Here is an 18,078-nt window from a genome sequence, read left to right on the forward strand (position 1 = left end):
CATACGGCGGATTCCCAATCACAATATCAAAATATCCTCCGTCTGCAGAATTTAAACCACCCAATAAGGTTTTTCTTTTTTATTAATTAAAATTGATTACTATTATAATAATCAATTTTTTTAAACATTTTAAATATGAACTACGCATACATTAGAGTAAGTACAGAAAGACAAACGGTAGAAAATCAACGATTTGAAATCACCAATTTTGCATCTTCAAAAGATATTCAAATAAACAAATGGATAGAAGAAACAATCAGTTCTGTGGAACGACTAGATCAAAGAAAATTTGGGAAGCTTCTTAATAAAATGAAAAAAGGAGATCAGTTAATTGTAACAGAATTATCAAGAATGGGAAGAAATCTTATGCAAATAATGAAAATTCTGCACGATTGTATGGAAAAAGAAATTATGGTTTATACCATAAAAGAAAACTATGAATTGGGCAATAATATCAATTCCAAAGTTTTAGCATTTGCTTTTGGTCTTTCGGCGGAAATTGAAAGAAATCTTATTTCCCAAAGAACCAAAGAAGCATTAGCAAGAAAGCGTGCTGAAGGAGTTATTCTCGGTCGTCCCGTTGGAAGCAAATCCGCCAAAACTAAACTTACAGGGCAGGAAAAAAAGATACAGGAATTATTGGATAAAAAAGTTTCATATTCCGCTATTGGCAGAATTTTAAACGTTCACAGATTGACTGTAAGTAGTTTTGTAAAAAGGCAGAAATTAAGTTATTAGAAAAATTGCCTTTGTTTTGTTACAAAATAAAATAAAAATTACCCTTGTTTTGTTACAGAAATTTAGTAAATTTGGGTTTGTTTTATGATAAGAATGAATTTTAAACGACATATTTTTGATGAGTTAGCTCAATGGAAAACGAGTTCCAATGCCAAACCGTTGATACTAAGAGGAGCTCGACAAGTAGGAAAAACGACCTTGGTTCGTAGTTTTGGGGAAAGTTATACCCATTTTATAGAGCTTAATTTAGAGAAAAGCGAAGATGCCAATCTCGTAGAACGGAGTAATAGTGTGCAAGAATTGGTCAATTTTTTGGCATTAAAAAATGAAATCTCCCCAAAAGATTTCCCAAATACACTGCTTTTTATTGATGAAATCCAGGAATCCGAAAAAGCAATTTCTTTTTTGCGTTATTTTTATGAGGACTTGCCGGAATTGAATGTCATTGCTGCGGGTTCTTTGCTGGAGCATACCTTAAAGAAAACTAAAAATTATCCAGTAGGTAGGATTAATTATCTGTATTTGTTTCCTTTAAATTTTCAGGAATATCTTGAAGCACAGGGGAAAAATAATTTGTTGGAACGATTTCGGAATGTTCCCGTTGACGACATTGCCCACGAACTTTTGATGAAAGAGTTCCACACCTATTGTATTATCGGAGGAATGCCAGAAATTGTTGCCAACTATGTTGCTCATAAAGATTTATTAGCACTTCCACAGATTTATGAAAGTATTTGGAATACCTACAAAGATGATGTGATAAAATACGCAGATAGTAAATCGGAAGAAAATGTGATGAAGCACATCATCAATACCGCTGCATCATTTGTTGACCAACGGATTAAATTTCAAAATTTTGGACATTCCAATTATAAGTCGAGGGAAGTGAGCGAGGCATTCAACAATTTAGATGCTGCAAAGGTCATTCAGATAATTTATCCTTGCACCAATGTAGAGCCGCCAATTCTTCCGGATTATAAAAAATCTCCCCGATTACAATTTTTGGATACAGGAATTTTAAATTTTGATTTGAACATTCAAGCCGATTTGTTGCTGATGAAAGATCTTAGCGAAGCATACAAAGGAGCGATTATACCCCACATTATCAATCAGGAAGTTTTGTCTTTGAATACTACGGATTACAAAAAGACCAATTTTTGGGTTCGGGACAAAACGCAATCATCGGCAGAAGTGGATTTGGTCATTGCTCACGGAAAATTCCTGATTCCTGTTGAAATCAAATCGGGAAAAACAGGAAGTTTGAAATCCTTGCATCAATTTGTGAATCAAGCTCCTCATCTGTTCGCAGTCAGAATGTATGGAGGAAAATTTAACATTGAAGAAACCGTTACTCCCGAAGGGAAACCTTACTTGTTAATGAATTTGCCTTACTATTTAGGGACGTATTTAAAACAATATATCAATTATTTTATCACTAAATATAATGTCGAATAATTTTATTACCAATAATAAACAACAAAAAACACTAAAATCAAGGCTTAATACTTTGATTTCCATTAGTGATGAACTAAAATTTCTGGTAGGTTATTTTTATTTTTCAGGTTGGTCGGATATTTATCTGAGTCTTCAAAAAAATCCGCAACAAAAATTGAAATTGTTAGTCGGATTGCAAGTTTGTAACTATTTGGGCAATATCATTGAATATGCCGAACAAGGTGAAGAAGACAGTTCAAGAGATGAAGAATTTCAGAAATATCTTGTTTCGCTTGGATTTGCTTTGAATAATGAAGAAATGGACACAGAAGAATTTTACAATCAAGTGGGATTCTTCGTACAGATGATTGAAGAAGACAGGTTGGAAATCCGAAAAACAGAAAATCCGAATCACGCAAAATTGTATCTCTTTCAATACAATGAAGATCAAGCAGACAAACAAGGTTCTCCCGGGCAATTCATAACAGGAAGTAGTAATTTGACACGTTCGGGTCTTCATAATCAGGAAGAATTTAATGTAGAGATTAAAGATTACGGTTACCCAGATGCAGTTCATTATTTTGACGAATTATGGGACCGGGCAATCCCCATTACAGAACATTTGGAAAATCGTAAAATATTGATTGATTTTATCAAAAATAAAACACAGGTTGCTACAATTACGCCTTTTGAAGCCTATTGTTTGGTTATAAAAACATATCTCGACCTGCAAAATCAGGAAAATGAAGAGGTGGATTTGGATACTTTACTTGAAAAAATTGACCTCAAGAAATTCAGTTATCAGTCGGATGCGGTAAATCAGGCACTACAAATGATAAAGGAACACAATGGTTGTATCATTGCAGACGTGGTGGGTTTGGGAAAATCGGTTATTGCATCGATGATTGCCCGACAGATGAACAAACGGGGAATTATTATTTGCCCTCCTGGATTGATGGGAGATCCCGAAAAAAAAGACAGCGGTTGGTGGGAATATCTTGAAAAATTTGGGTTGCACAACTGGCAGGTTTACAGTCGCGGAATTATAGACCGTATTGCGGATAATATTGAAGGAAGGGATTTTGAAGTAGTGATAGTAGACGAAGCCCATTATTTCCGTAATCAGGATACTTCCGATTATGAGGCTTTATCGATGATTTGTCGTGGTAAAAAAGTAATTCTTTTATCAGCAACTCCATTTAACAATTCTCCTGCAGACATTTTTTCTTTATTAAAGCTGTTTATTGTTCCCGGAAAATCCACTATCTCTTTAGAGGATAATCTTGCAGGTAAATTCAGTCGTCTAAATTATGAATACAAGCAATTATCGGTTATTTTTAAAAATTGGAACTCGGTAGATGACAACAAAAGAAAACAAGCAGAAAGCTATTATACTGCAATAATAGACGCAAATCTCCCAATAGATATTAAGAAAGTAAAAACTCAGACCAAGCGCCTTTCTAACGACATCAAACGCATCATAAGTCCAGTAGTAATTCGCCGAAACCGTTTGGATCTGAAGCAAGATTATATTTACTCAAAAGAAGTAGGCGATTTATCCGTAGTTAAAGATCCGGAAGAAGTTTTTTACTATCTGGATGCAGAGCAGGATGAATTCTACGACAATATCATCAGTAAGTATTTTGGAGAAAATGGAGTTTTTACAGGTGCCATCTATCAGCCGTTCAGCTACGAAAAAATATTGAGCGATAAGCTCGATGAGTTTGGAAATAGACAATACAACCAACAGAAAAACTTGTACGATTTTATGCGGCGTATTTTAGTGAAACGGTTTGAGTCTTCATTTGGTTCTTTTGAAAAATCCATAGAACGATTCTTACAAGTGCATTTGTTAGTGAAAGAGTTTATTAATAAAACGGGCAAGTTTATTTTAGATAGATCCTTTATTGACCGAATAAATGCTTTTGAAATTGAAGAAATTGAAGCCAATCTGGAAAAATATGCCGCGGGAGATCTGAAGCGCAAAACTCCAAAAAATAACGACGTTTATAATGTTGATACCTTTCATAGAAGACAAGAGTTTTTAGACGACATAGATTCGGATATTCAATTATTTAGAGATATTCAAAAGCGACTGAAAGACTTAAAATTAGTAGAGAAAGATCCTAAACAGGAAGAAATTATAAAAAAAATAAAACATCTTTTAGCTAATGAACCCGACAGAAAAATTATTCTATTTTCAGAATACGTAGATACTATTCATCATCTTGAAAAACGATTCAAAACAGAATTTAAGAACGAAGTATTAGTCTGCGATGGCAAAGTTTCAAAAGATTTAGCAAGACATTTGAACAGTGATTTTAATGCACAATACAACAGAGGTTTGAAAACAAACCAATTTAAAATCTTATTAACTTCTGATAAATTATCCGAAGGATTTAATCTCAACAGAGCGGGTGCTATCATCAATTATGATATTCCGTGGAACCCGACACGGGTTATTCAGCGTGTGGGGCGTATCAATCGTATCGGTTCAAAAGTTTATGATGAACTGTTTATTCTTAATTTCTTCCCCTCATTAAAAGGATCCGATATTGTAAAATCCAGAGAAATCGCTCAGCAAAAAATGTTTTTAATTCATAACGCTTTGGGAGAAGATGCCAAAATTTTTGATGAAGACGAAGAACCTACACCCGCTTCGTTGGCTTCAAAAATTAATAGCAATCCGCAAGAAGACGGCGAAGTAAATACCATTACAAAAATCAGAAATCTTTATGCTGATTTACTAAATAAGCATCCCGAAATCATTGAAAAAATTAGTCAATTACCTCCCCGTGTCAAAACCGCCAAAGCTTATCCGCAATATGAATTAAATGTATTAAGACGAAAAGGATTGAGCTTGTTTGCCCAAACTGTTGGAAAAGAAGAAAGTAGAACAGTCAAAGAAATAGATTTTGAAGAACTTTTACAAAAAATAGAATGTAAAATTGATGAACCAACGTTAAAACTTTCATCTGTTTTTTGGGGATTGTATGAAGAAGTAAAAGAGTTTAAACCCAAATATAAAATGGGTAGAATCGAGATTTCTTTAGAGCAAAAAGCAGAGGCTAACCTGAAAAAATCACTCAAAATTCTAAAAGATTTGAATTTTGAAAATCTCAATTTTATTCAGATGCTCATAAAGGATTTGCGTAATTATCATACGCTACCCATTAGAAGCATTAGACGTATCGGTGGTCAAGAATTGTCGGATGATAAGAAATCTATCCGTACATTTTTAGAAGAAATCACTTTTTTGAAAAAGCAACTTGGAGAAAACTACCTTGATGAGATTGAATCTAAATCAAAAGGTAAAAGCAAAGAAGTGATTATTGCTATTGAGAATAATGATGAAGTATTGAATTAATCAGTGAGTTAATAGTATTTTACATTATATCCCTTTACATATAATTTATTAAAATAAATTTAATTTATACGTTTTTACATATAATTTCATATATTTGTATGAAATAGTTGCAAAAGCATATAGTTATGTACGTTAATCTCGCAAATTTTATTAAGACAAAAAGGAAAGAAGCCAATCTTACTCAACAAGAATTTGCTGAAAGAGCGGGTGTTGCACTTACGGTGGTTCGGAAAATAGAACAGGGCAAGGAAAATCTGAGTTTATCAAAAGTAAACCAAGTTCTTTTGATGTTCGGAAGCAAGCTAGTTCCTGCAAACCTAAAAGAGATTGAGAAATGAGACAAGGGAAAGTTTATTATCAAAATCATTTCGCGGGAATCATTACAGAAACCACCGATGGAGATTTCACGTTTGAATACGACAGTACGTATATTCAGGCATTTCCCCATCAGTTCATTACTTTTTCAATGCCTGTTTCCAAGAAAGTGTATAGAGAAAATAGGTTGTTTCCTTTTTTTGAAGGATTAATTCCTGAAGGTTGGCTTTTGGAAATAGCTTCTGAAAGCTGGAAAATCAACAAGAACGACAGAATGGGATTGCTTTTGGCGTGTTGCACAAATTGCATTGGTGCAGTAAGTGTAAAACCTATAAATGCAGAAGATGATGAGTGAAAAATGTCTTTATTGCTATCAGGAACTGAATGTTGAACAAGATTTTCATTCGCAATGCAGTCAGAAAATTTTTGGAACGGCTTCCGCACCAATTTTGGACTATACATTGCAAGAAATGGGCGATTTGGCAAAACAAGTCATCGAGACTTCCGTTTCAGTTCCCGGAGTTCAGCCCAAATTATCAATGAGCTTAATCAAAGACATTTTAAACAATGGAAGTAGAGCAAGATTAACCGTTATTGGAGCTTTGGGAGGAAACTATATATTAAAACCGCAAAACACCACCTTTTCCGAAATGCCCGAAAATGAGCATTTGACGATGAAAATGGCAGAAATCTGTGGCATTTCTACTGTTGTATCTTCGCTCATTCGTTTAAAATCTGGCGAGCTATCTTACATCACTAAACGTATTGACAGAGATGAAAATGGTAACAAAATTCATATGCTCGATATGTTTCAAATTTTGGAAGCTTTTGATAAATATCGTGGTTCGGCAGAAAAGATAGGGAAATCCATTGAAGAGCATTCTTCTAACACTTTATTAGATTTATTGCGTTTTTATGAAGTTGTGATTTTTAGTTACCTTACAGGGAACAATGATATGCACCTTAAAAATTTTTCGCTTATTTTGAATGGTGAAAATTGGGAATTATCTCCTGCTTACGATTTGCTAAATGTACAACTTCATTTACCTGAAGATAAGGAAGAATTTGCGTTAACCATCGGTGGAAAAAAGAATAAACTATCAAAAACTGACTTTGTTGATTTAGGACTAAAATTGGGTTTAAGTCAAAAACAAATGGAGAATACGTTTAAACGTTTTCTGAAATCAGAAAAGAAATTAAGATCACTTATTCATCAATCTTTTTTGAGCAAGACGAATCAAGAATTATATATTCAACTGCTCAAAAATCGATTACAACTCTTCACATAAGAAATTGAAATTTAGTAGAAATCAGTACCCTATAAAACTGTAACTGATTGATTTTCATATTTTGTTTATTTTCTAAGAAGCAAAACAATTATCGAGTAACATCGATTAACAATAAATTGATAAACCGCTGTAAACCTAATGTTTGCAGCGGTTTTTTTATGGAGGGTATTTTTAGATGATTGCCTAATTTATATTGGGGCAAGTTTGCGTGCTGAAACATTGCCAAGAAATACCATTGAATATGCTTAAGCACTTGTTGGTAATATCATAAACCATCATACCCTTGACTCTATTGGCGGGAGGGATGTTAGCTATTTGGGTGCTGGTTAATCTATTAAGGACAAACCCTTTCGTTTTAGATTCTAGTGCTGTCCAAGCGCCCTTTCGTACCATCGGCCAATCATTGGCTGGGTTGCCATCGCCGTCATCGCCAGCTCTTCCCAAAGATGTAATACCGTGAATTGTAGGCAAACCGCCCACAGTAGAGGCGGGTGTTTTGAAGCAATAAGCAAAGACCGTGATGCTAATATTGGCAGCGCTACTTATTAATCCTGCGTTGTCTTTGATGCTGTAGGTCACAGTTGTGGGATTTCCACTAAAGCCGATGGTTGGTGTGAAGGTAAGAACTCCGGACGTATTCACTAACCAAGTGCCTTGGGCTGCAATGGTAAATCCTTTTACATTTCCCGAACCATCCGTTACTATGGAACTAGCACCAACTGGGGGCGTGAGGTTTACAGAGGTCGCGATAACAGTTCCGGAATTAGGATCGGTGTCGTTTGATAAAATGTTATGAGTAACCGCGTTATTGAAAGTGGTCGTGATGTTGTCATTATTAGCGACGGGAGGCTGATTAATTCCAAAATTAAGAAGCGAAGCACTTGCGGTTTCTGATATGCTGGCAGGAAGCGTGTTATTGGTATTGCCGGCAGCATTGCCTACTACTACAAAACCACTTGGAACTACCAATCTTACCGTATAATTTCCCGGAGGGGTATTTGGGAAGACATAATTTCCCAATGTGTCTGTAGTGCTTGTGGCAATCACATTGTTTCCGGAATCCAGAAGCTGAACCGTAGCATTATTATAACCATTTCCGCTGGGAGTACCGGCGTCGTTGTCATTATAAATCGTTCCGGAAATAGCTTGATATACGGTCATCGAACTTTGACTATAGGCCGTAAATGCAGAATCACTTGCCCCTGAAAATATTTGCACGAAGCGGCGGACTTGCGTATAGTTAGCAGCAGTTATTCCAAAGTCGCTCCAATCGAAGGCCATCACTCTAAGATTACGCGTGCCGGCTAAACTGCTCACAAAAGAGGGAGGTGTTACGCTGGCCTGATAGAACTTCCAACTTTGTGTAGCTACCACACTTACGCTGCTGAAACCCACAGTAAGGGGAGTGCCTATAACATTGTTGCTGGCATCAGTCACTCTAAACGTATCATTTGATCCTGAGATATCGCCAACTTGCGTTACTATAAAATCTGGAATGCCGTCTCCTATAGAGCCGGGGTTAATACTAGTAATCACATAATTAATTTCTGAAGAGGCGGGTAGATTATAAATTGCTGTTCCGAGATTCAAACCATTAGTTCCATCTACCAAATAAGTATTTAGATTATTGGTGACAGGCGGGTTTGGCGTGGTGGCACTACCGGAACCTCCATATTGATAGCCCACTCCTATGTAGGAGGAACTACTTGGAGCCGGCATGAAATTGACAGGTAGGGCATTAAAAATTCTTGGCGTAAAGGTCTGTCCATTCGCCGTTAAAATCGCATCATTAACTCCCGTAGAAATCACAGTCCCGTTCCATCTTATGGCAAGGAGATTGTGGCTGTTGTCTGGTTTTGTTGTGCTAATGGCATCTTTACTACTGGTCCAATATCCGTTGTAATCTGTATAGACTTGTGTAACTTCGTTTGCAGATTGAGAAAATAAAAAGGCCGGAATCAAAAGCAATAAGTAGATTATTTTTTTCATAAGATTTTTGGTTATGGTTTCCAGAAACTCCAGACCTTTCCGTTATAAAAACACAGCATATCGTTGCTCAAATCATAGACCATCATGCCCGGTGAAGGATTGACTACAGAAGAATACTTATCTACCAAGGGCAAAACCATCGCTTTATCGGTGTCTTCCAAAACCAATATCCCCGGCGTAGCAGTTGGCGTACCGATGGATACTCTGGCATCTGTTCTTTCCACAAGGGAACTTTGAAGAGACGTATCTGCCACGCCGGTATTATCTACGGTTAAATCAAACCAAATAGGCGTAGTATTGGTTTCTTTATAGTATTTTATTTTTTTATCCGTGGTATCGAATATTAATGTTCCCGGGACTGCACTTGCAGCTTGAACAACGCTGGCAGACTCAACCCAAGGCAGTAGAATTCCTTTCTGTTTGGAAGCATCACCCGATACATTGCCAAATTCTAAGGAGACCGAAGCACTGGAAATTGAAGATTTGCCTATGGATACTTGTGAATAGGCGTTAAAAGGAACAAGCATAAATGCCAAGAGAATAGCAATTATTTTCATCAGTATTTTTCTGTGTTTAAGGCTAATATAATTGATAAAGTCAAAATTTATCTCTGCAAAAATAAGAAAAAATGCACTATGCCCAAATGAAGCTAACCCTCCAAAGTAGAGTTTTCTTAATCATTGAGTGTTTTTATGCAAAAAATTTTATGGAAATGTCGAAATAATCAATAGCGGCCAAAGTGGCTAAATATCAATAAGTCCGCGAGTTCACTAAGTTAATTTCCTTTGCTGCCGCGCCCGCCTCAAGCCAAAAACTTCAACTCCTTGTCCTTGAATTGATTATTCTTCACCAGTTGGTTCATCGCTTTGAGTGTTTTCTTACGGATTTTTGCCAAGATCCGCACATTTTTGTCCTCACTGTAGTCGAAGATGTTATCTTCAAAAGAGAAGACGTCGCCTTTTTTGAATGTGATATGGTTTTCTTTCAGCTCTTTCAGCAGCATCAGGTTGGTCATAATTTTAAGAGACGTATTTTCTGCCGCTTCCAGATGTTTCAAGGATTTGAGAATTTCTTTTTTATATTTTTTCTTAGAATTCATAAGGAGGAATTTAATGTTTCTCAATGGCAGCTTATACCTTTTGCTGATAAAGCCTCAGCAGGCTCCGTTGGTCAATGTTTAGTATTGCGATAACAACTACAATGATCACCCAGCTTGTCGAAGAGCTCCGATACAAAACGCTCGCAAAGTGTTTTTTTTCAATTTTAAAGCATTTCAACTTCCGGAAAATAAGATGATATCAATCTGCCAGCGTTAATCTGCGAAAGGTATAAAAATATCTTCAGAATTTCTTACTTTTGACCAAAATAAATCTAAAAATGCAAGACCCCATCTTCGACCTTATTGAAAAAGAAAAAGAACGACAAACCCACGGCATCGAACTCATTGCCTCGGAGAATTTTGTTTCCGAAAATGTCATGAAAGCGATGGGAAGCGTGCTGACCAACAAATATGCGGAAGGCTACCCGGGCAGGCGCTACTACGGCGGCTGCGAAGTGGTAGACGAGGTAGAGCAGTTGGCCATCGACAGGGCCAACGAGCTTTTCGGCGTCGAATATGCGAATGTGCAACCGCATTCCGGTTCGCAGGCCAACGCGGCGATTTATCTGGCGATTCTGAAGCCCGGCGACAAGGTGATGGGAATGGATCTTTCTATGGGAGGCCATTTGACGCACGGTTCAGCGGTCAATTTCTCCGGAATCCAATACCAAGTATGTTCTTACGGCGTCCAAAGAGAAACCGGCCTCATCGATTATGATCAAATGAGAGAAGTTGCGCTTCGCGAAAAACCCAAAATGCTGATTGCAGGATTTTCTGCATATTCCAGAGATTTAGATTATGCCAAATTCCGGGAAGTGGCAGACGAGGTGGGTGCCACACTTTGGGCAGATATTGCGCATCCCGCAGGTCTGGTTGCCAAAGGACTTTTAAATAATCCATTCGAGCATTGCCACGTTGTTACGACCACCACGCACAAAACTTTAAGAGGCCCAAGAGGTGGAATGATCTTGCTGGGCAAAGATTTCGAAAACACGTACGGACATAAAACGCCAAAAGGCGAGACTAAGATGATGAGTGCCGTTTTGGACAGCGCCGTCTTCCCGGGTATCCAAGGCGGGCCGTTGGAACACGTGATCGGTGCGAAAGCCGTGGCCTTTGCCGAAGCGATTGATCCTAAATTTGAAGCGTACGCACAGCAGGTGAAGGCCAATGCCCAGGCCTTGTCTAAAGCGATGGTAGATCTCGGTTTCGAAATCGTAAGTGGCGGAACGGATAATCACCTGATGCTGATTGATCTGAGAAATAAAAACGTTAACGGTAAAGAAACCGAGCAAGCCTTGGTAAAGGCCGATATTACCTGCAACAAAAATATGGTGCCGTTTGACGACAAATCGCCGTTTACAACTTCGGGCATCCGCCTGGGAACTGCTGCCATCACGACGCGGGGTTTGAAGGAAAACGATATGCCAACCATCGCCGGATTGATTTCGGAAGTTGTAGACGGCATCGGGAATGATGAAGTTATAGCTTCTGTAAAAAAGAAAGTGAACGATCTGATGCAAGGTCGCGCGCTATTCAACTATTAACAAATCTTAAACTTTACAATAAAAGAATGGACAAACGCGTTCATTCTTTTTTTGTTGGATGCTCATGGAAAAGAAGTCCTACACTTTCGAGGAAATCAAGCAGAAGATGGTCAACTACTGCGTTTATCAGGATCGCTGCCACGCCGAGGTAGAGCAGAAGATGCGGGATTTCCTGCTGATCCCCGAAGCAAAGGATGAGATTTTTCTTTATTTGATCCAAGAAAATTATCTGAACGAAGAACGTTTCACGAGGAGCTATATCCGGGGGAAGTTCTACATCAAAAACTGGGGCAGAAATAAAATCCGGATGAATCTGAAGCAAAAGGGCATTACCGAAAAGCTGATTGCGGCCTGTATGGATGAGATCGACGAGGCCGATTACGCAGAAACCATCCAAAAGCTTTATCAAAATTATTTTGCCGCTCAAAAAGACCCACAAGAATACCGGAAAAAAAGCAAAACGATCAGGCATTTATTGTCCCGGGGCTTTGAGTATCAGGTCATTCTGGAGCTTTTACAAGAGTAGCAGATTCTAAGATTAATTTTATTTAATATGTCAATTCAGCTCATAAAGCCCAATTAAATTCTTAAAATAAATAAAAAATTATTAATTTCGTCCCAAATTTGATCAAATAAATTCATGAAAAAGCTATTTCTGATATCCACGCTACTCCTTTTTGGGTTCACCAATGCGCAGTCCATTAAATATGGTGTCACCGGCAGTGTTCACAATGGCTCTATAGCCGGCATACACGGGGTTTCCAAAAGTCAGTTTGGCGGCAGCATTGGTGCTTTTGCAGATTTTTCTTTGGTTACCAATGATATTTATGACTCGGCTTGGCTGTATTTCACCCCGCAGGTGGAGATGTACACGATAAGCGAAAAGGGCGACTGGGACGAGGATAAGTCCGGTTATCAGAAGTATAATAATATCTATTTGGCCGTTCCCCTTTATATTAAATATTTCATCAAAAATCACGGTTACAAAGGTGATCTCTACATTATGGCCGGTCCCAAATTGGAGTTTTTGGTTTCCGACAAGCAGGAAGAGGGCGATGCGGTGAGCAAAGCCACAGCAGCGGGCAGAGACCCGAAATATTTCGGCTTGGATCAGAAGATCGATTCTTTCGGCTATGGCGTCAGCGTCAAAGTGGGGGCAAAGGTAGATGAGAAGATCGAGGTATTTATAAGATTCGACCGCGGCCTTTCCAAAGTTTATCCCGATTACAGAGACGCTACTTACAACAGGTTCTTGGCCGTGGGTCTCAGCTATTATTTGGGCGAAACAGATTAGCGTAAAACATACACTGCGAAAGTTTTTGTACTTTTGCAGACTTCAAAAATGAAAAAACAAACCTTTCTATTGCTCCTATTTTTTTTAGCTTTTTCTTGTAAGCCCAAAGAAAATATGATCTACATGAGCAATCACAACTTCGATCAGGAAGTTAATCAGGCCAGATATACAGGACTTAAAATCAAAGAAGCCGACGTGCTGGACATCAAGGTCTCTGCGTTCGACGAGATCGCCGTCAAGCCTTTCAATCTCAGCTCGATGGCCGCCACCAATAATCCCGAAGCCGCCGCTTCCGGAGCAGGCTCCGGGCAATACATCGTTTCTGCCGACGGCTACATCGTGATGCCCGTCCTGGGAAAAATATATTGCTTGGGAATGACCAAAAAACAACTCGAGCAGGATATAGAAGAACGGCTCAAGGTCTATCTCACCGATCCCAGAGTGGACGTGAGGCTCACCAACTTCAGCATCAGTGTGCTGGGAGCGGTGGGAAGTCCGGGACAAAAAACCAGCAACAAAGAGAAACTCAATCTCTTCGAAGCCATTGCTATTGCAGGCGATATGAGCCCTTCTGCCGACAGAACCAATGTGAAACTGCTGCGATACTCCGAGGCGAGCCAAAGTGATACTTTGATCACGCTGGATTTTTCCGATGCCGGCATCGTGAAGTCGCCTTATTACTATTTGCAGCAAAACGATATTCTCTATGTAGAGCCCGACAAAAATGCGCAGATTGCTGCAAACAACACGAACCCCAATCGGACACTATTCCTTCAGTTGTTAGCCGTTGGGATTAGTATGATATCCTTTATTATCGGTGTTACGAATTAAACCATGGAATTATTAGATCAGAATACCAGCGCTCCCACCAAACGTATTAATTTCAAAAAAGAAATAGTGCGCTATCTGCGCTATTGGCCTTTATTGATTTTAAGCATGCTTATTTTCTATTTAGGCGCCTATTTCTATCTCAAATATACCCAACCCCAATACCTTTCCAAAACCACCTTGCTGTTTCAAGAAGCTTCCAATGGCAAAGGTGCTTTAAGCGATCTCAAGAGTTTGGGAATGGGCGTTAGTAGCGATGAAGAACTGCAGGGCGAGGCCGCCATCATTGTTTCCAAACCCATCCTCCAACGCGTGGGCAAAAACCTCAATCTGGATGTCAGTTTCTATGTTAAGGGCAAGATCAGAGAAGTGGAACTGTACGACCGTTCGCCCTTCACGGGAAAGATTATCGTAGAGAAACCCGATTTCTCGGGCGCTTCCTATTTTATAGAACCCGTCGACCAGCGAACTTATCGCTTGACGGAAGGCCCGCTGCTATCCTCGAAAAACACTTTCAGATATGACGTGCCGGCCTCCTTGCCCTTGGGTACGGTGATTATCAGCAGAAAAGAAGACTTCCGACCCTACCGCGTCAAAGTGGTATTCAACAAGATGAAAAATGTGGTCCGATCGCTGGAAGGCGGCGTGAAGGCGCAGATTGTCAGCGGTCTGTTGATGGATCTCACTTTGACCGGTCCCGTGCCGCAAAAATCCGAGGATATCCTCAATGAACTGTCGCACCAATACAATATCGACGGCATCAACGACAAAAATATCGAGGCCCAAAACACCGCCGACTTTATCGATAGCCGCTTGGCACTGATCTCCGGCGATCTTGAAAAAGTGGAGAGCGACAAAGAAAATTTCAAAAAAGCCAACCGCATCACCGATTTGGACGTTCAGGCCGGCATCGCCGTCAACCGGCTCACAGGCAATGTGGAGAATATCTTCAACCAGTCGGTACAGTTGGAGGTTCTCAAGGCCGTGGGCGCTATGGCAGACTCCGGCAAAGAGCAGCTATACCCAACGGGTCTGGGCTTGCCCGCCACCACAGAAAAACTACTCACGCAGTACAATGAACTCTTGCTCACCAAGAAGAGAACTTTGAAGCAGGCCACGCCGGCGAATCCCGCCATCAAAGCCTTCGACAAAGAATTGGCAGAGCTCGGCGTGGCCATCCGGAAAAACATCCAGGAGAGCAGCGCCCAGATCCGCCAACGGGTGGGACAGACCAATATGGAAATGGACGAGGACAAAAGAGCCATCGAAAAATATCCCACGCAGGAGAGAACGTTCAGAAATATAGAAAGGCAACGCAACCTCAAAGAATCCTTATATCTCTATCTGCTCCAAAAAAGAGAAGAAAATGCCATCACCTTGGCCGTGACGGCGCCGAAGAGCAAAGTGGTGAATCCCGCCTACACCGTTGGCGTGGTCTCGCCCAACTATGGTCAGATCCGAACCATGGCGCTCTTAGCCGGTTTTCTGCTCCCAATAGCCGTTCTGGTTATTATCAAAATACTCGATAACAAGATCCGCACGAAAGAAGATATCGAAGGCGTGGCACCCAATATTCCGGTGATTGCCGAAATCCCCTTGTCCGAAGCCCATCGGCCGGTGGTGGAGCGCAGCGATTTTACCATTTTTGCTGAGTCCTTCCGAATCCTCATCTCCAACATCAAGTTTATTTTGAGATCCAAGGAGATCAGCAAGGGCGGCGTCGTCCTCATCACCTCGTCTGTCAAAGGCGAGGGCAAGACCATCATCTCTATCAATACAGCCCTCACCCTCTGCGGCAGCGGAAAGGTTCTGCTAATCGGCGCAGACATCCGAAATCCGCAACTCCACAAGTTTATAGACCGGAACAAAAAAGGACTCACGGATTTTTTGGTGTCCAAAGATCTTCCCATTCAGCATTTCATCCTCAATTCGGGCTTGGATGCCAACCTGGATGTCCTCTTTAGCGGTGCCAAAGCACCCAATCCCAATGATCTCCTGAGTATGAAGAAGTTCGATGATATGATTGCGTTTCTGAAAAACGAGTACGACTATATCATTATGGACTCTGCACCCGTGATGCTCGTGAGCGACTCGATGCACCTCGTAGAGATTGCTGATCTTGTGATCTACGCGGTGAAATCGGAGTTTACGGATACCGAGATGTTGTCTTTTGCCCAAAACTTCTGCAGGGACAATCAGATTCAGAATATGGTCTTCGTGCTCAACAACGTCAAACCCGAATATTCCAAATACGGCTATAAATATGGCTACGGCTATTACTCCTACGTGAGGCCGAAAAACAAACTGGCTCAATTTTTTAGAAAGGATAGCGAATAAATTAAGTAATGGAAGGATATAAAAATGGAAGCATGAAATTTATAAAAAAATATATCGCCCAAAATTTTTCTAATTTCACTTTTTTCTACACCATTGTAAGAAGTCGCTTATTGGTTGTTCTTTCTTTAGCAATTCTGACAGGACTATTAGATTCTTTAGGGCTTACAATGTTTTTGCCATTATTGCAGATGTCGGATGGATCATCGAAGGTTGATTTGGGAAATTTAAATTTCATCAATGATTTTCTACAATTCTTCAACATTCAGCTGACGGTTATAAAATCATTAATTATTTTGGTTCTTGTTTTTGCACTTAAGGGCATTATCATTTATAAGACCGGAATATATCGTGTGCTCACTCAGCAAATTCTCACCAAAAAAATAAGATTGAATATCATTAATGAATTTCCAACCTATTCTTATCAGAAGTTTGTCAGTACCGATCAAGGAAAGATACAAAATATTTTTTTAGGAGAAATAAACCGGTTAAGCAGTACCTATACAAATTACGTTTCTATGATTCAGGGAGCTATATTGATTTTTATCTATATGCTCTTTTCGTTCGTTGTCGACTGGAAATTTGCCTTGTTGGTATGCGTTGGAGGCTTTCTATCGAATCTTATATTTGACCGAATTAATAAATTGACAAAAGAAAAATCCAGAAATATTTCTCAGGTTAATAATGCCTTTGCAAATATACTTATACAATACGTTTCTAACTTCAAGTACATGAAAGCTACGGGGGAAATCCTTAGATATCGGAAAAAAGTGGAAGAGGCTATAGACAAGGTGCAATATGAAAACTTGCAGATCAGCATTTTGAATAATAAAGTTTCTGCATTCAGAGAGCCGATGTTGATTTTTATTATTGCCGCAGTGATCGGTATACAGGTCTATTTTTTTGATGCCAGAATCTCATTAATTATGGTCAGTCTTCTTTTTTTTTACCGGGCATTGATAGGCATTGTGAATATCCAAAGCAGTTATAATAATACTATTTCTAATCAGGGAGCCATCGACAATATCATGGATTTTTATAAAGACATGATCAAGAACCGCGAGAAAGTGGGAAAGAGAGAATATAAGGGCTTCAAATATGATATTAAGATTAGAAATCTTAATTTTTCGTACGGAAATATACCCGTTTTAAAAAACATAAACCTTGATATTTGTAAAAACAGAACCACGGCTTTGGTTGGAGAAAGTGGAAGCGGGAAAACGACCTTGGTTAATATAATTATCAAACTATTGAATCCGGATTCTGGGGAAGTGTTAATAGATGGTGTTAATCTTAATGAATATAATCAATTCACTTATCAACAGCGGATCGGATACATTTCCCAAGAACCAACGGTGTTCAATGATACCATCTATAACAACGTCACTTTTTGGGCAACACCAACCGAGGAAAATCTACAGAAATTTCAAGAGGCTGTAAAACGAGCATCCATAGCAGAATTTATAGAGTCACTGCCCTTAAAAGAAAATTCTTTGTTAGGCAACAACGGTATTAATTTATCGGGCGGTCAACGCCAGCGGATTTCTATTGCGAGAGAACTCTTCAAAGATGTGGAAATTTTGATTTTGGATGAAGCCACGTCTGCGCTGGATTCTGAAACCGAAAAACAAATCCAGCAAAGTATAGAAAGTTTACATGGCGATACTACGATTATTATTATTGCCCATAGATTATCGACCATCCGAAACGCGGATGAAATATTTCAGTTACACAAAGGTGAAGTCATTGCTAAAGGAAATTTTAATGAATTGATAGAAAGGTCTGAGGTCTTTAGGAGAATGGTTCTTTTACAAGAATTATAAGCTGCTATAAAATATTAAGTG

General features: G+C 39.2%; 15 protein-coding genes. 12 read left to right on the forward strand and 3 right to left on the reverse strand.

Annotated features, from left to right (window positions below; all coding sequences use genetic code 11):
* Positions 1 to 135 precede the first annotated feature (135 nt).
* From DTW91_RS07760 to DTW91_RS07785, 6 genes are all read left to right on the forward strand, one after another.
* Positions 136 to 738 carry a master DNA invertase Mpi family serine-type recombinase gene (locus DTW91_RS07760; RefSeq protein WP_125202823.1) on the forward strand — a complete coding sequence of 201 codons (603 nt, stop codon included), beginning with the start codon at positions 136 to 138 and terminating at the stop codon, positions 736 to 738.
* 93 nt (positions 739 to 831) lie between these two features.
* Complete coding sequence (locus DTW91_RS07765; RefSeq protein WP_125202824.1) at positions 832 to 2,193, forward strand: ATP-binding protein; 1,362 nt, start codon at positions 832 to 834, stop codon at positions 2,191 to 2,193.
* The gene (locus DTW91_RS07770) at positions 2,183 to 5,539 is read left to right on the forward strand and encodes a helicase-related protein (protein ID WP_125202825.1); all 3,357 of its coding nucleotides are present in this window, start codon (positions 2,183 to 2,185) and stop codon (positions 5,537 to 5,539) included. Before DTW91_RS07765 ends, DTW91_RS07770 begins: the two co-directional genes overlap by 11 nt.
* Positions 5,540 to 5,664: 125 nt before the next feature.
* On the forward strand, positions 5,665 to 5,877 hold the full coding sequence (locus DTW91_RS07775; RefSeq protein WP_078703592.1) for a helix-turn-helix domain-containing protein: 213 nt from the start codon (positions 5,665 to 5,667) through the stop codon (positions 5,875 to 5,877).
* Entirely contained in the window at positions 5,874 to 6,209 is a 336-nt protein-coding gene (locus DTW91_RS07780) for a HipA N-terminal domain-containing protein (protein WP_125202826.1), read from the forward strand. The genes DTW91_RS07775 and DTW91_RS07780 overlap by 4 nt, the downstream gene beginning before the upstream one ends.
* Positions 6,199 to 7,143 carry a HipA domain-containing protein gene (locus DTW91_RS07785; RefSeq protein WP_317126012.1) on the forward strand — a complete coding sequence of 315 codons (945 nt, stop codon included), beginning with the start codon at positions 6,199 to 6,201 and terminating at the stop codon, positions 7,141 to 7,143. The genes DTW91_RS07780 and DTW91_RS07785 overlap by 11 nt, the downstream gene beginning before the upstream one ends.
* A gap of 183 nt (positions 7,144 to 7,326) precedes the next feature.
* Here the strand turns inward: DTW91_RS07785 and DTW91_RS07790 are convergent, their stop codons facing one another.
* The 3 genes from DTW91_RS07790 to DTW91_RS07800 form a co-directional block, all read right to left on the reverse strand.
* Positions 7,327 to 9,132: an SdrD B-like domain-containing protein gene (locus DTW91_RS07790; protein WP_125202827.1), complete on the reverse strand. Its 1,806-nt coding sequence runs from the start codon at positions 9,130 to 9,132 to the stop codon at positions 7,327 to 7,329.
* Between the two features lie 11 nt (positions 9,133 to 9,143).
* Positions 9,144 to 9,689 carry a hypothetical protein gene (locus DTW91_RS07795; RefSeq protein WP_125202828.1) on the reverse strand — a complete coding sequence of 182 codons (546 nt, stop codon included), beginning with the start codon at positions 9,687 to 9,689 and terminating at the stop codon, positions 9,144 to 9,146.
* A gap of 245 nt (positions 9,690 to 9,934) precedes the next feature.
* Entirely contained in the window at positions 9,935 to 10,231 is a 297-nt protein-coding gene (locus DTW91_RS07800; protein WP_125202829.1) for a hypothetical protein, read from the reverse strand.
* Between the two features lie 278 nt (positions 10,232 to 10,509).
* Here DTW91_RS07800 and glyA point away from each other — a divergent pair, with 278 nt between their 5' ends.
* The 6 genes from glyA (at position 10,510) to DTW91_RS07830 (ending at position 18,057) form a co-directional block, all read left to right on the forward strand.
* Positions 10,510 to 11,778: a serine hydroxymethyltransferase gene (glyA, locus tag DTW91_RS07805; protein ID WP_125202830.1), complete on the forward strand. Its 1,269-nt coding sequence runs from the start codon at positions 10,510 to 10,512 to the stop codon at positions 11,776 to 11,778.
* A 58-nt stretch (positions 11,779 to 11,836) separates the two neighbouring features.
* The gene (locus DTW91_RS07810) at positions 11,837 to 12,304 is read left to right on the forward strand and encodes a regulatory protein RecX (RefSeq protein WP_185144756.1); all 468 of its coding nucleotides are present in this window, start codon (positions 11,837 to 11,839) and stop codon (positions 12,302 to 12,304) included.
* A 114-nt stretch (positions 12,305 to 12,418) separates the two neighbouring features.
* The gene (locus tag DTW91_RS07815; protein WP_125202831.1) at positions 12,419 to 13,072 is read left to right on the forward strand and encodes an outer membrane beta-barrel protein; all 654 of its coding nucleotides are present in this window, start codon (positions 12,419 to 12,421) and stop codon (positions 13,070 to 13,072) included.
* Between the two features lie 48 nt (positions 13,073 to 13,120).
* The gene (locus DTW91_RS07820) at positions 13,121 to 13,903 is read left to right on the forward strand and encodes a polysaccharide biosynthesis/export family protein (RefSeq protein ID WP_125202832.1); all 783 of its coding nucleotides are present in this window, start codon (positions 13,121 to 13,123) and stop codon (positions 13,901 to 13,903) included.
* Positions 13,904 to 13,906: 3 nt separating this feature from the next.
* A complete protein-coding gene (locus DTW91_RS07825; protein WP_125202833.1) occupies positions 13,907 to 16,237 on the forward strand; it encodes a GumC family protein in 2,331 nt (776 codons plus the stop codon).
* An 8-nt stretch (positions 16,238 to 16,245) separates the two neighbouring features.
* Positions 16,246 to 18,057, forward strand: a complete 1,812-nt coding sequence (locus DTW91_RS07830) for an ABC transporter ATP-binding protein (RefSeq protein WP_228412686.1) — start codon at positions 16,246 to 16,248, stop codon at positions 18,055 to 18,057.
* Positions 18,058 to 18,078: the final 21 nt, after the last annotated feature.

The organism is Chryseobacterium sp. SC28 (assembly GCF_003932955.1).
GTDB lineage: Bacteria > Bacteroidota > Bacteroidia > Flavobacteriales > Weeksellaceae > Epilithonimonas.